Origin of the sequence: Subtercola lobariae, assembly GCF_014640255.1 — a bacterium.
Lineage (GTDB): Bacteria > Actinomycetota > Actinomycetes > Actinomycetales > Microbacteriaceae > Subtercola > Subtercola lobariae.
The window spans coordinates 44663-58917 of sequence record NZ_BMGP01000005.1 but is presented as its reverse complement, the minus strand read 5'-3'; the positions used below and the strand labels follow the sequence as shown (position 1 = coordinate 58917).

Annotated in this window: 13 protein-coding genes; 6 read left to right on the top strand and 7 right to left on the bottom strand. The window is 63.5% G+C overall.

Going from position 1 to position 14255, the window contains the following annotated elements; all coding sequences use genetic code 11:
• Positions 1–51: 51 nt before the first annotated feature.
• The 6 genes from tkt (at position 52) to pgl (ending at position 8400) form a co-directional block, all read left to right on the top strand.
• A complete protein-coding gene (tkt, locus tag IEX24_RS13400; protein WP_188679123.1) occupies positions 52–2154 on the top strand; it encodes a transketolase in 2103 nt (700 codons plus the stop codon).
• Between the two features lie 75 nt (positions 2155–2229).
• Entirely contained in the window at positions 2230–3348 is a 1119-nt protein-coding gene (gene tal, locus IEX24_RS13395; RefSeq protein WP_188679628.1) for a transaldolase, read from the top strand.
• On the top strand, positions 3345–4955 hold the full coding sequence (locus IEX24_RS13390; protein WP_188679122.1) for a glucose-6-phosphate isomerase: 1611 nt from the start codon (positions 3345–3347) through the stop codon (positions 4953–4955). The genes tal and IEX24_RS13390 overlap by 4 nt, the downstream gene beginning before the upstream one ends.
• Before the next feature lie 48 nt (positions 4956–5003).
• Positions 5004–6545 (top strand): glucose-6-phosphate dehydrogenase, encoded by a 1542-nt coding sequence (zwf, locus tag IEX24_RS13385; RefSeq protein ID WP_188679121.1) that lies wholly within the window; start codon positions 5004–5006, stop codon positions 6543–6545.
• Positions 6542–7534 carry a glucose-6-phosphate dehydrogenase assembly protein OpcA gene (locus IEX24_RS13380; protein WP_188679120.1) on the top strand — a complete coding sequence of 331 codons (993 nt, stop codon included), beginning with the start codon at positions 6542–6544 and terminating at the stop codon, positions 7532–7534. The genes zwf and IEX24_RS13380 overlap by 4 nt, the downstream gene beginning before the upstream one ends.
• 95 nt (positions 7535–7629) lie before the next feature.
• The gene (gene pgl, locus IEX24_RS13375) at positions 7630–8400 is read left to right on the top strand and encodes a 6-phosphogluconolactonase (RefSeq protein WP_188679119.1); all 771 of its coding nucleotides are present in this window, start codon (positions 7630–7632) and stop codon (positions 8398–8400) included.
• 159 nt (positions 8401–8559) lie between these two features.
• Here the strand turns inward: pgl and IEX24_RS13370 are convergent, their stop codons facing one another.
• The 7 genes from IEX24_RS13370 to whiA all read right to left on the bottom strand — a co-directional run bounded on the left by IEX24_RS13370 (position 8560) and on the right by whiA (position 14200).
• Positions 8560–8931 (bottom strand): RNA polymerase-binding protein RbpA, encoded by a 372-nt coding sequence (locus IEX24_RS13370; protein WP_188679118.1) that lies wholly within the window; start codon positions 8929–8931, stop codon positions 8560–8562.
• Positions 8932–8940: 9 nt separating this feature from the next.
• A complete protein-coding gene (gene secG, locus IEX24_RS13365) occupies positions 8941–9192 on the bottom strand; it encodes a preprotein translocase subunit SecG (RefSeq protein WP_188679117.1) in 252 nt (83 codons plus the stop codon).
• 62 nt (positions 9193–9254) lie between these two features.
• Positions 9255–10046 (bottom strand): triose-phosphate isomerase, encoded by a 792-nt coding sequence (tpiA, locus tag IEX24_RS13360; protein ID WP_188679116.1) that lies wholly within the window; start codon positions 10044–10046, stop codon positions 9255–9257.
• Entirely contained in the window at positions 10040–11272 is a 1233-nt protein-coding gene (locus tag IEX24_RS13355; protein WP_188679115.1) for a phosphoglycerate kinase, read from the bottom strand. The genes tpiA and IEX24_RS13355 overlap by 7 nt, the downstream gene beginning before the upstream one ends.
• Positions 11273–11343: 71 nt before the next feature.
• A complete protein-coding gene (gap, locus tag IEX24_RS13350; protein ID WP_188679114.1) occupies positions 11344–12351 on the bottom strand; it encodes a type I glyceraldehyde-3-phosphate dehydrogenase in 1008 nt (335 codons plus the stop codon).
• A 131-nt stretch (positions 12352–12482) separates the two neighbouring features.
• Positions 12483–13106 (bottom strand): superoxide dismutase, encoded by a 624-nt coding sequence (locus IEX24_RS13345; protein ID WP_188679113.1) that lies wholly within the window; start codon positions 13104–13106, stop codon positions 12483–12485.
• Between the two features lie 116 nt (positions 13107–13222).
• Positions 13223–14200 (bottom strand): DNA-binding protein WhiA, encoded by a 978-nt coding sequence (gene whiA / locus IEX24_RS13340; RefSeq protein ID WP_188679112.1) that lies wholly within the window; start codon positions 14198–14200, stop codon positions 13223–13225.
• Positions 14201–14255: the final 55 nt, after the last annotated feature.

The window sequence follows — 14255 nt, the reverse complement described above, 5'->3', positions numbered from 1 at the left end:
CTCCGGGGCTTCCCTACCTCAGACCGCAACCTAAGAAGGGCTCTACACCTCGTGGCATCATTGCAGTGGGAATCTATCGACGAACAAGCCGTCAACACAGCGAGGGTTCTCGCCGCAGACGCCGTAGAGAAGGTCGGCAACGGGCATCCGGGTACCGCCATGTCGCTGGCGCCGCTGGCGTACCTGCTCTTTCAGAAAGAGATGCGCCGCGACCCGTCAGACAACGAGTGGATCGGCCGCGACCGGTTCATTCTCTCGGTGGGCCACAGCTCGCTGACCCAGTACATTCAGCTCTACTTCGGCGGCTACGGCCTCGAGCTCGACGACCTGAAGAAGCTGCGCACCTGGGGTTCGCTGACCCCGGGGCACCCCGAGTACGGTCACACCGATGGCGTCGAGATCACCACCGGCCCGCTCGGCCAGGGCCTCGCCTCGGCCGTTGGCTTTGCCTACGCGTCGCGATTCGAGCGTGGCCTGTTCGACCCGGATGCCGCGCCTGGCGCCAGCCCGTTCGACCACTTCATCTACACCATCGCCGGCGACGGTGACATGGAAGAGGGCATCACCAACGAGGCCTCCTCGCTCGCCGGTCACCAGCAGCTCGGCAACCTCATCGCGTTCTACGACAGCAACCAGATCTCGATCGAAGACGACACGAACATCGCCTTCACCGAAGACGTGCACGCGCGTTTCGAGGCCCTGCACTGGCACGTGCAGGTCGTCGACTGGAAGAAGACGGGTGAGTACATCGAAGATGTGCACGAGCTCTTCGACGCCATCGAGGCGGCCAAAGCGGTCACCGACAAGCCGTCGCTCATCATTTTGAAGACCATCATCGGGTGGCCGTCGCCGAAAAAGCAGAACTCGGGCAAGATTCACGGCTCGGCGCTCGGCGCCGACGAACTGAGAGGCTTGAAAGAGGTTCTCGGCTTCAACCCCGACGAGCACTTCGCGGTCTCCGACGAGGTCATCTCGCACACTCGCGAGGCCGTCGACCGCGGAAAGGCTGCGCACGAGCACTGGCAGCAGGGCTTCGACGCCTGGGCCGAAGCGAACCCCGAGCGCAAGAAGCTGCTCGACCGCATGCTGGCCTTCGAACTGCCCGAGGGCATCGAGGATGCCCTGCCGGTCTTCGAGGCGGGTAAAGAGGTCTCCACGCGTGCGGCTTCGGGCAAGGTCATCAACGGCATCGCCGGTGTGATGCCCGAGTTCTGGGGCGGCTCGGCCGACCTCGCCGAATCGAACAACACCACCATAGAGTCGGGCGCATCCTTCGTGCCCACCGAGCACTCGACGCACGAGTGGTCGGGCAACCCGTACGGCCGCGTGTTGCACTTCGGCATTCGGGAGCACGCCATGGGCGCGATTCTGAACGGAATCGTGCTGCACGGCAACACCCGCCCGTTCGGTGGCACGTTCTTGATCTTCAGCGACTACATGCGCCCGGCCATCCGCTTGGCCGCCCTCATGAAGGCACCGTCGATCTTCTTGTACACGCACGACTCAGTGGCGCTCGGCGAAGACGGCCCCACCCACCAGCCCATCGAGCAGTTGACCACTCTGCGCGCCATTCCCGGGCTCGACGTGGTTCGCCCCGGCGACCCGAACGAGACGGCGTGGGCGTGGCACACCATTCTGTCGCGCCGGGTCGGGCCTGCCGCGATTGCGTTGACCCGCCAGAACATCCCAACGTTCGAGCGCGGCGACGGTGAGGCATCGGGCGAGGTGTTCGCTTCGGCGAAGAACACCGCCAAGGGTGCGTACATTCTCGCCGAAGCACCGAACGGCACCCCCGACGTGATCTTCATCGCCACGGGTTCTGAGGTTCAGATCGCCGTCGAGGCGCGCGAACTGCTGAAGGCCGATGGCATCAACGCTCGCGTGGTTTCGGCTCCGTGTGTGGAGTGGTTCGAAGAGCAGAGCGCCGAATACCGTGAGCACGTGCTGCCCTCAGCGGTCAAGGCACGCGTTTCGATCGAAGCAGGCCTCGGGCTGACCTGGCGCCCCTACGTCGGCGACGCCGGCAAGAGCGTCTCGATCGAGCACTTCGGTGCATCGGCCGACTACAAGACGCTGTTCCGCGAGTTCGGCATGACCACCGGGTCTGCCATCGAGGCCGCTAAGACCTCGCTGTCGAACCTGGCGAAGGCCTGAATCCGCGCCGATTCGCCCGCACGATTTTCACGGCCACACGACTTTCAAGGAGATAGAAAAGTGACAGACACAGAAATCACCACCCCCACCGCTCAGCTCTCGGCCGTCGGAGTCAGCATCTGGCTCGACGACCTCTCGCGCGAGCGCCTGCGCACCGACAACCTGCAGAAGCTCATTGCAGAGAAGAACGTGGTGGGTGTCACCACCAACCCGTCGATCTTCGCTTCGGCTCTTGCCAAGGGCGAGGCCTACGACGAGCAGGTTCGTGAGCTCGCCGCGGCGGGCAAGAACGTCACCGAGTCGGTGTTCGAGATCACCACGAGCGATGTCGCCCACGGCTGCGACATCTTCAAGCCGGTCTACGACGCCACCAACGGGTTCGACGGCCGTGTGTCGATCGAGGTCGAGCCGGGCTTCGCGAACGACGCCGAGAAGACCATCAAGCAGGCCAAAGAGCTTTACGACAAGGTCAACAAAGAGAACGTTCTCATCAAGATTCCTGCGACCATCGAGGGTCTGACCGCGATCACCGCGACCATCGCCGCTGGCATCAGTGTGAACGTGACGCTGATCTTCAGCCTCGAGCGCTACCGCGACGTCATCAACGCGTACCTGGCCGGGCTCGAGAAGGCTCAAGAGGCCGGAATCGATCTGTCGGGCATCCACTCTGTTGCATCGTTCTTCGTGTCGCGGGTCGACACCGAGATCGACAAGCGCCTTGTGGCCATCGGCACCGACGAAGCACTCGCGCTGAAGAGCAAGGCCGGCGTCGCCAACGCACAGCTCGCCTACGAGGTCTACGAGCAGGCCTTCACCACCGAGCGCGCGAAGGTTCTGCTCGAGGCAGGCGCCAACAAGCAGCGCCCGCTCTGGGCCTCGACCGGCGTCAAAGACCCGTCGCTGCCCGACACGCTCTACGTGACCGAGCTCGCCGCCCCCGAGGTGGTCAACACCATGCCCGAGAAGACGCTTGACGCGACTTTCGATCATGGCGTGATCACGGGCAACACCATCGCAGGCAGCTACGCTGCGGCGAACAAGGTGCTCGACGCGATTGCAGCGCAAGGCATCTCCTACGCCGAGGTCACCGAGCTGCTCGAAAAAGAGGGCGTCGAGAAGTTCATCGTGTCGTGGACCGAGCTGCTCGAAACCGTGCAGACGGCGCTTGACGCCGCGAAGGGCGACAACGCGTGAGCGTTAAGATCCACGTTTCGGGGGCCGTGAAAGCGGTCGTCGAAGCCACCGTTCCCACCCTGGTCGAAGACCTTGTTGCCTCGGGCATCACGGCCCAAGACCCCGCACTCTGGGGCCCTGAGGCCGAAGCCGAGGCGTCGATTCGGCTCGGCTTCACCGAAGTGGTCTCGGTTTCAAGGCCCTTGGTCGCCGAGATCGAGCAGCTGCGGGATAATCTGCTCGCCGCCGGCGTCGACCACATCGTTCTGGCGGGCATGGGTGGGTCGTCACTCGCCCCCGAGGTCATCACGAGAACAGCCGGTATCGAGCTGACCGTGCTCGACTCCACTGCGCCGGGCCAGGTCGAGGCCGCTCTCGCTGATCGCCTCGCGACCAGTGCTCTCGTCGTGTCATCGAAGTCGGGGTCGACGGTCGAAACCGACAGCCAGCGGCGCATCTACGAGAAGGCGTTTCGCGAAGTGGGTGTCGACCCGAAGGGCCGCATCATCGTGGTCACCGACCCGGGTTCGCCGCTCGAAGCGTCTGCGCACGAGGCCGGCTACCGGGTCTTCACGGCCGACCCGAACGTGGGCGGCCGGTACTCGGCGCTCACCGCTTTCGGTCTGGTTCCGTCGGGGCTGGCCGGCGTCAACATCGGCGAGCTGCTCGACGAGGCCGACGCGATTCAGCTCTACCTCTCGACCGACGACGTCGACAACCCCGCCCTCATTCTGGGCGCGGCCATCGCCGGCAGCGCACCGCTGAAGAACAAACTCGGCATCGTCGCTGACGGCACGCACATCGTCGGGTTCGCCGACTGGGCCGAGCAGCTCGTTGCAGAGTCCACCGGAAAGCTCGGTCGCGGCCTGCTGCCCGTGGTTCTCGACGTGCACTCCCCCGAAATCGGTGAGCACCTGCCCGACCTGCAGATCGTTCGTCTCGTCAACGAAGCCGATCAGTTTCACCTGCTGCCGCAGAACCGGCACGACGGCGAGATTCTGATGAGTGGTTCGCTCGGTGGCCTCATTCTCACCTGGGAATACGCGGTCGCCGTCGCCGGTCGCTTGCTCGGCATTAACCCGTTCGATCAGCCCGACGTCGAATCGGCCAAGGTCGCCACACGGGGGCTGCTGGATGCCCGGCCCGAACCCGAAGCGCCCGCATTCACCGACAACGGCATCGAGGTTCGCGGTACCGCATCGATCACCACCGGCGTCGAGACCGTCGCCGCGGCCATCGAACGCCTGCTCTCCGATACGCCGTCTGACGGCTACGTGTCGATTCAGGCCTACGTCGACCGCGTCGCTCTGCCCCAACTGGCCGAGCTGCGAGACGCTTTCGCCTCGAAGATCGACCGGCCGGTCACCTTCGGCTGGGGGCCGCGCTTTCTGCACTCCACCGGTCAGTTCCACAAAGGCGGCCCGGCTGTCGGCGTGTTCGTGCAGATCACTGAGACCCCGAGCATCGACCTCGAGGTACCCGACCGGCCGTTCACCTTGGGCCAGCTCATCCAGGCTCAAGCGGCGGGCGACGCCAGCGTTCTCGAGCAGCACAGCCGACCGGTGCTGCGCCTGAACCTCACCGACCCGGCCGCCAACGTGACCAGTCTGTTCGACTCACTCAACTGAACACCTCAGGTGCGCTGTTCACGCGGCGCACCACTCGCAAGGAGCACGATGTCACCGGTAGAAATCACTCCGGATTACAACCCCCTCAGACTTCCGACCGACCGGCGGCTAAACCGAATCGCGGGCCCCAGCGGCCTGATAATCTTCGGTGTGACCGGCGACCTGTCACGTAAGAAGCTGATGCCGGCGGTCTACGACCTGGCGAACCGAGGTCTCTTGCCGCCAGGCTTCTCGCTCGTGGGTTTTGCGCGGCGAGACTGGCAAGATCAAGACTTCGAACGCGTGGTGCACGACGCCGTCAAGGAATATGCGCGCACCCCGTTCGACGAAGAGGTCTGGCGTCAACTTTCGGAGGGCATCCGCTTCGTCTCGGGTGAATTCGATGACGACTCTGCGTTCGAGAGCCTGAAAGACACCATTGCCGAGCTCGATTCGGTGCGCGGCACCAAGGGCAACTATGCGTTTTATCTGTCGATTCCGCCGAAGGCGTTTCCGTTGGTCACCGAGCAGCTGCGACGCTCGGGCCTGGCGCATCCGCAGCCCGGGCAGTGGCGTCGAGTAGTCATCGAGAAGCCGTTCGGCAGCGACCTGAAGACGGCTCGTGAGCTGAACGATGTGGTCGAGTCGGTCTTCGCGCCCGATGACGTTTTTCGCATCGACCACTACCTCGGCAAAGAGACGGTGCAGAACATTCTCGCGCTTCGCTTCGCGAACCAGCTCTACGAACCCATCTGGAACGGCAACTACGTAGACCACGTACAGATCACTATGGCCGAAGACATCGGTGTGGGCGGTCGGGCCGGTTACTACGACGGCATTGGCGCGGCTCGTGACGTGATTCAGAATCACTTGCTGCAGCTGATGGCTCTGACGGCCATGGAAGAGCCGATTTCGTTCAACGCCTCCGATCTGCGCGCCGAGAAAGAGAAGGTGCTGGCAGCTGTCAAACAGCCGAAAGACCTCAGCGCCTCGACCGCTCGGGGGCAGTATTCGACGGGGTGGCAGGGCGGCGAGTTCGTTCCCGGCTTTCTCGAAGAAGACGGCATGAACCCCGAGTCGACCACCGAGACCTATGCGGCGGTTCGGCTCGACATCGGCACCCGCCGCTGGGCCGGCGTGCCGTTCTACCTGCGTGCTGGCAAGCGGCTCGGCCGCCGCGTCACCGAGATCGCGGTGGTGTTCAAGCGGGCACCCCAGCACCTCTTCGCTGAGGCGCAGACGTCGGAACTCGGCCAGAACGCGCTCGTCATTCGAGTGCAGCCCGACGAGGGTGTGACCATTCGGTTCGGCTCGAAGGTTCCCGGTGCCGGCGTGCAAGTGCGCGACGTGACCATGGACTTCGGCTACGGCCACGCTTTCACCGAGGCAAGCCCCGAGGCATATGAGCGACTCATTCTCGATGTGCTGCTCGGCGAGCCGCCGCTCTTCCCCCGCCACCAAGAGGTCGAGCTGTCGTGGAAGATTCTCGACCCGATCGAAGAATACTGGGCGACGCAGGGGCAACCCGACCAGTACCGGCCCGGTACCTGGGGCCCCGAATCAGCTGATGAATTACTCGCCCGTGACGGTAGAACCTGGAGACGTCCATGATCGTCGATTTTCCTGACACCAATACCAGCAAGATCTCGAAGGCACTCGTCAAGATTCGCGAAGAGGGCGGCGCTGTCGCCCTCGGGCGCGTTCTGACCTTGGTGATTCGCACGAGCCTGGGGCATGAAGAGGAGGCCATCGAGGCCGCCAATGACGCCTCGCGCGAGCATCCGATGCGCGTCATCGTGGTATCGACCGACAGCGAGTCTGACGGCCTGCGCACCGGGCGAGGAGCCCGGCTCGACGCCCAGATTCGGGTCGGCGGCGACGCCGGCGCGAGCGAGGTCGTGCTGCTGAAAGCATACGGCGCTGCGGCGACCGACGAAGAAGGTCTGGTCACCGGTCTGTTGCTGCCCGACGCCCCCGTCGTGGTCTGGTGGCCGGGCGAATCGCCCGAGAAGGCCTCGACCTCGAGTCTCGGGCGCATCGCTCACCGCCGCATTACGGATGCTGCGAACCATCCGAACCCGGTCGAGTCGCTCGTGCGGCTCTCGGAGACCTATGCCCCCGGTGACACCGACTTCGCGTGGACGCGCTTGACCCTCTGGCGCGCGCAACTCGCCGCCGTACTCGACCAGCCACCGTACGAGCCAGTCACCGCGGTCGAGGTGCAGGGTGCGTCGGACTCCCCCTCCACGCTGCTGCTCGCCGCCTGGCTCGGGCATCAGCTGCAGGCGCCGGTCACCTACGGGCTCACGAAGCGCGCGAACGGCTCGAGTGGCATTCACAGCGTCAAGCTGGTTCGCGAATCGGGCACTATCGACCTCACCCGCGAGATTCCGAACGTGGCCACGCTGATTCAGCCGAACCAGCCCACCCACGACCTCTCGCTGCCGCGCCGCAACCTCCGCGACTGCCTCGCTGAAGAACTGCGCCGCCTCGACCCCGACGACCTCTACGGTGACGTGATCTCAGTCGGTCTTGCCGAGCTGTTCGCGTCGACGAATGTGAGCCTTGACACGGGTGTGATCAGCATCGTCAGGCAGTAAGACTCGTACGAACATCCGCTTCACGCGACTAGCATCGCCCGCACTCGCTTTACACCTGCGCCACCCTGTTCGACCGCCTTCGAAAGCTGGAATCAATGACAACCGATCGTCGCGTTCTCGTTCATGCCGACAAAGCATCGTTAGCCGGGGCGGTCGCCGCTCGGTTCATCACCAAGATCATCGACATTCTCGATGAATTCGATGAAGCGCATGTGGTACTGAGCGGCGGAAGCGTCAATACCGACCTGATGGTGGCCATTCGCAATTCGCCCGCGCAGACGAACGTCGAGTGGCAGCGCATCCACTTCTGGTGGGGCGACGAGCGTTTTGTCGAGAAGAACAGCCCTGATCGTAATGAACTGCAGGCGCGCGAGGCGTTGCTCGACCATATTCCGGTCGATGAGGCGAAGATTCACCCGATGGCGTCGAGCGACGACATCGCCGATCTCGATGAGGCGGCGGCGGCCTACGCTCGTGAGCTGGCCGCCTTCGCTCCGGATGCCGCACTCTACCCGCGCTTCGACATTCTGTTTCTCGGGGTGGGCCCCGACGGGCACATCGCGTCGCTCTTTCCCGGAATGCAGGGCATCACGGTACGAGACGCGACCGTGGTTTCGGTGCGCAACTCCCCCAAGCCGCCGCCGCTACGCATCAGCCTGACGCTCCCGGTCATCCAGTCGGCCGACCGCATCTGGCTTGTACTCGCGGGCGCAGACAAGGCCTCAGCGCTCGGCCTCGCCCTCGCAGGGGCAAGCGTCGACGAGGTTCCCGTCGCAGGAGCCGAGGGCCGAAAGCGCACCGTCTTCTTCGTCGACCGCGAGGCGGCCGCCGAAGTGCCCGAGAACCTCATCGCCCCCTCCTACTGAGCTGCCACTGCACTGCCGTTGCATTGCCGCACTGAGTGAGCCTGTTGCGGCGAGTTGAGCCCGGTGTACCGGACTCAACTCGCCATAACGGGCTCACAAAAGGCGATGCGTGACGAAGAAGGCCGCACCCGTGATGGATGCGGCCTTCTTCGATGAGAGCTAGTTTGTAGCGGGAACCGCGGTGCCGCGACGTGCGCGGAGTTGCGCGAGGGCGTCTTCGAGCAGCTGAGCGGCTTCTTCTTCGGTGCGACGCTCTTTGACGTAGGCGAGGTGGGTCTTGTACGGCTCGAGCTTCGCGACCGAGGGCGGGTTCAGCTGGTCGCGGCCGGCCGGAAGACCCGACTGCGGTGAGTCGATGGTCTCGGGAATCTCTTCAGAGGGCAGGTTGGCTGCGAAGTACCGCACCGTCTCGTTGCCAAGGGCATCCCAGTACGAGATCTTGATGCGATCGGCGTGGTAGCCGCGGTCTTGCTCGCCCATAGGCCCCGCGCCGACGCGTGATCCTCGAATTGCACTGCCACCTGATGCCATGGAATTCCCCTAATTGCCGGTATCGAATTTGGTGATGAGCCCGAGCACCACAATGGAAAGCACCCAAATGAGCCCGAGAATCACCGTAATGCGGTTCAGGTTGCGTTCTGCGACACCTGACGCACCGAGGTTGGATGTGACGCCGCCACCGAACATGTCTGACAAACCGCCACCGCGACCGCGGTGCAGCAGAATCAGCAAAGTCAGAAGCAGGCTGGTAATGCCGACAAGCACCTGAAGAACGACTTGAAGGATTTGCACGGATTACCTTTCACAACACACAGGGAACGACTCGCCCCCCAAAGACCAAAGCAAGTATACCTCTATACGCCGACGTGCCTTTTGTACCGCACGATGGCACTGAACTCGTCGAGGTCAAGACTGGCGCCACCGACGAGGGCACCATCGACGTTCGGCTCACGCATGAAGCCGGCGATGTTGCCCGATTTCACCGAGCCGCCGTACAGGATGCGCGTGGCCGCCGCTGTGTCGTCGCTCAACGTCGAGGCAAGCTCCGCCCGCAACGCGGCGCACACAGCCTCGGCCTGATCGGGGGTCGCGGCCTGGCCCGAGCCGATGGCCCAGACCGGCTCATAGGCCACCACGATGTTCGCGTCGGCTGGCACACCCGTGAGCGCACCCTTGAGTTGAGAAACAGGAACCGCACTCGGCCCGAACTTCTCGAGGTCTTCGGCGGTCTCCCCCACGCAGATCACCGGAACGAGCCCGTGCTTCAGGGCCGCTGCCACCTTGGCAGCAACAACCTCATCGGTCTCGTGGTGCATCGTGCGTCGCTCGGAGTGCCCGATGATGACGTACTGGCAGTCGAGCTTGGCCAAGAACTGACCCGAGATCTCGCCCGTGTAAGCGCCTGAATCGGCTGCCGAAAGATCTTGCCCGCCGTAAGCCAGTTCGAGCTTGTCGGCCGAGATCAGCGTCTGCACCGAACGCAGGTCGGTGAACGGCGGAAAAATCGCCACCTCGACGTCGGAGTAGTCGTGGCTGGCGTCTTTCAGACTCCACGCCAGCTTCTGCACGAAGGCGATCGACTGCAAGTGGTCGAGGTTCATCTTCCAGTTGCCCGCAATGAGCGGAATACGAGTGCTGGCTACCATCCGAGAACCTCCAGGCCGGGCAGACGCTTGCCTTCGAGAAATTCGAGACTGGCACCGCCACCCGTAGAAATGTGACCGAACTGATCGTCGGTGAATCCGAGGGCGCGCACGGCCGCTGCCGAGTCGCCACCGCCGACGACGCCAAGTCCGTCGACTTTGGTGAGCGCCGCCGCAACGGCACGAGTGCCCTCGGCAAAGGGTTCGAGTTCGAAAACGCCCATCGGGCCGTTCCAGAACACGGTGTGCGACTCTTCGATGATGCCAGCGAACGTCGCTGACGTTTCGGGGCCGATGTCGAGACCGAGACCGGATGCTCCAAACGGCGTCTCTTCGATGGTCGACGCGCTCGTGACCGTGTGCTCGGCATCTGCACCGAACTTCGAGGCGACCACCACGTCAGTCGGCAGCACGATGGTGACGCCGAGCTCTGTGGCTTTCTCGAGGTAACCCTTGACCGTGTCGATCTGGTCTTTCTCGAGCAGGCTCGCACCCACCTGGTAGCCCTGAGCGGCCAGGAACGTGAAGAGCATGCCGCCGCCGATGAGTAGTGTGTCGACCTTCGGCAGCAGGTGGCCGATGACACCGAGCTTGTCAGAGACCTTCGAACCGCCGAGAACGACGGCATACGGCCGCGTGGGCGTCTCGGTCAGCTGATCGAGCACCTTCAGCTCGGTCTCGATGAGCAGACCGGCTGCGCTCGGCAGCAGTTCGGCAAGCTCGAAGACGCTCGCCTGCTTGCGGTGCACCACGCCGAAGCCGTCGGAGACGAAGGCATCGGCCGAAACTGCTGCGACCAGACTTTCGGCGAAAGCACGCCGATCGGCGTCGGTCTTGGCCGTTTCGCCGGGATTGAAGCGCAAGTTCTCGAGCAGAAGGAACTGGCCGTCACCGCTTGAATTGGCTCTGAGCTTCGACGCGGCATCCTGAGCACTCGCACCGACGGTATCGGTGGCGAACGCAACGGGAGCATCAAGCAGCTCTGCGAGCCGGGTCGCCACGGGCGCCAGGCTGTACTTCGCTTCTGGCGCGCCGTCGGGGCGGCCAAGGTGGCTCACAATAACCACCTTGGCGCCCTGAGCGGCTAACGCTTGAAGCGTGGGAAGTGACGCGCGAACTCGCCCGTCATCGGTGATTACGCCATCTTTCAACGGCACGTTCAGGTCGCATCTGATGATGACCGTTTTACCGGCGAGCGACCCGAGGGAATCCAGGGTTCGTATCGTCACTTCTAGTTTTCTCCAACTGAGCTCGAGGATTTATTCGTGTTCGCCGGCCTAGGGCCGGCGAAACCATTGGCTCAGAGCTTGCTTGCTACGTACTCGGTGATGTCGACGAGGCGGTTGGAGTAACCCCACTCGTTGTCGTACCACGAAGCGACCTTGACCTGGTTGCCGATGACCTTGGTGAGGCCGGCGTCGAAGATCGAGGAGTGCGGATCGCCGACGATGTCGCTCGACACGATTTCGTCTTCGGTGTAGCTGAGAATGCCCTTGAGCTCGCCGTTGGCGGCGTTCTTGTAGGCCTCGTTGATCTGTGCGACCGTGACGGGCTTCGACACCTCGACCGTGAGGTCGGTGATCGAGCCGGTGGGAACCGGCACCCGCAGCGCGTAACCGTCGAGCTTGCCGACGAGTTCAGGAATGACCAAGCCGAGCGCCTTGGCGGCACCGGTCGAGGTCGGGATGATGTTCGCAGCGGCGGCACGGGCACGACGCAGGTCGCTGTGCGGACCGTCTTGCAGGTTCTGGTCAGCCGTGTAGGCGTGAACCGTGGTCATCAAGCCGCGCTCGATGCCGAAGTTGTCGAGTAGTACCTTCGCGAGAGGCGCGAGGCAGTTCGTGGTGCACGAAGCGTTCGAGATGATGTCGTGAATGTCGGGGTCGTAGGTACCCTCGTTGACACCGAGCACGAGCGTCGCGACGTCGTCGCCGGTGGCCGGAGCCGAGACGATGACCTTCTTGGCACCGCCGTCGATGTGCTTGCGCGCATCTGACGACTTGGTGAAGCGGCCGGTCGACTCGATGACGATGTCGACTCCCAGCTCGCCCCACGGCAGGTTTGCGGGGTCGCGCTCGGCGAGAACCAGAATCGGCTTGCCGTTGACGACGATGTTGTCACCGTCGAGCTCGACGGTTGCGTTCAGACGGCCACCGATGGTGTCGTACTTCAGCAGGTGAGCGAGAGCCTTGTTGTCAGTGAGGTCGTTGACCGCCACGATTTCGATGTCGCTGCCCTTGGCAAGCGCTGCTCTGAAGTAGTTGCGGCCAATACGGCCGAAGCCGTTGATACCGATCTTTACGGACACGTAGTGCTCCTGTAATTGGGCCCCGCGGGGCAGAGATCTCGTAGTTGTTCAGTTGAACTGAGGGGATCAGCGAGTGGATGCGGGCCCTCCGGGGAGGGCCCGATCATCCATCGAGTGAGCGTAAAGCTCAGTTATGACAGTACCAGCAGCCCGTTGGTCTGCGATTTCGCGGCAGCGAGGCGGGCGGCGACGTTCGACCAGTTCGCAATGTTCCAGATGGCCTTGATGTAGTCGGCGCGAACGTTGAGGTAGTCGAGGTAGTACGCGTGCTCCCAGACGTCGAGCATGAAGAGCGGAACCACGCCGGCGGGCAGGTTGCTCTGTTGGTCAAACAGCTGGAAGGTCACGATGTTGCCACCGATGACGTCGTAGCCGAGAACGGCCCAACCGGAGCCCTGCACGCCGAGAGCGACGGCCGTGAAGGCGGCCTGGAACTTCTCGAACGAACCGAACGAGTCGTCGATGGCAGCAGCGAGCTCACCCTCGGGGGTCTGGGTCTCAGGGGTGAGGTTGGTCCAGAAGATCGAGTGGTTGACGTGACCGCCCAGGTTGAAGGCGAGGTCTTTCTCGAGCTTGTTGATGGCGCCGAGGTTGCCTGATTCGCTCGCCTCTTTGATGCCTGCGATGGCGGTGTTGGCGCCGGCGACGTAGGTCGCGTGGTGCTTGTCGTGGTGCAGCGTCATGATCTTCGCACTGATGTGCGGCTCGAGAGCTGCGTAGTCGTAGGGAAGATCTGGAAGGGTGTATTCAGCCATTGCTTGTCTCCTTGTACTTGTTGTGCGAGCCGAAGGTTTCGCTTGGCCCACCTGACTATTCTATTGATGTCAACCGCACGGCTTCTGAATGCTTCCCCGTCTTACGAGGGTGGCAGTTAGTCGTCGAGGTCGGGTGGCAAGTTCGCGTCGGTGCCGGGAATTCCGAGGTCTGAGGCCTTCTTGTCGGCCATGGCGAGCAGCCGGCGGATGCGCCCGGCGATGGCGTCTTTCGTCATGGGAGGGTCGGCGTGGTGGCCCAGTTCGTCGAGGCTCGCATCCCGAAAATTCAGCCGGAGTTCACCTGCGTAGCGCAAATGTTCGGGTACTTCGTCGCCGATGATCTCGAGCGCGCGTTCGACACGCGAGCAAGCCGCGACAGCGGCCTGCGCCGAACGGCGAAGGTTCGCGTCGTCGAAATTCACCAGGCGGTTCGCGGTAGCGCGCACCTCGCGGCGCTGGCGCATTTCTTCCCACTTCGCCACCGACTGCTTGGCACCCATCAGGCTCAGCATCGAGGCGATCGACTCGCCGTCGCGAATGACCACGCGATGAACGCCGCGCACCTCTCGTGCCTTCGCCGAAACATGCAGGCGGGCGGCGGCGCCGACGAGGGCCATGGCCGATTCGTTGCCCGGGCAGACTATTTCGAGAGCCGCCGAGCGGCCGGGGTCGGTCAGTGAGCCCTGCGCCAGAAAGGCTCCGCGCCAGACGGCCGCGAGTTCTTCGGCAGACCCGGTGGTGAGCCGGTTGGGCAGGCCTCTGATGGGGCGCCGCCGGGCATCCAGCAACCCCGTCTGGCGCGCGAGAGTTTCGCCGCCGTCGAGTACGCGCACCAGGTAGTAGCTGTTGCGTCTCACGCCCGAGGCGGAGACGAGCGAGACGTCGCCGCGCACCCCGTAGAGCTCGGCCAGGTCTTTGCGCACCCGTTTGACGAGTTCGGGGGTGTCGAGCTCAGACTCAATGGCGATTCGGCCGGAGATGAGGTGCAACCCTCCGGCGAAACGCAAGATCGTTGCGAGTTCTGCTGCCCGGGCGGCCGTCTTGCTGACGACGACCCCGGTCAGTTCGTTTTTGACATCGGCAGTGAGAGCCAATCTCTTCCATCTCCTTCATACGGCCTGCGCGCGCGTTTTCGCTTCTTGTGAAAGC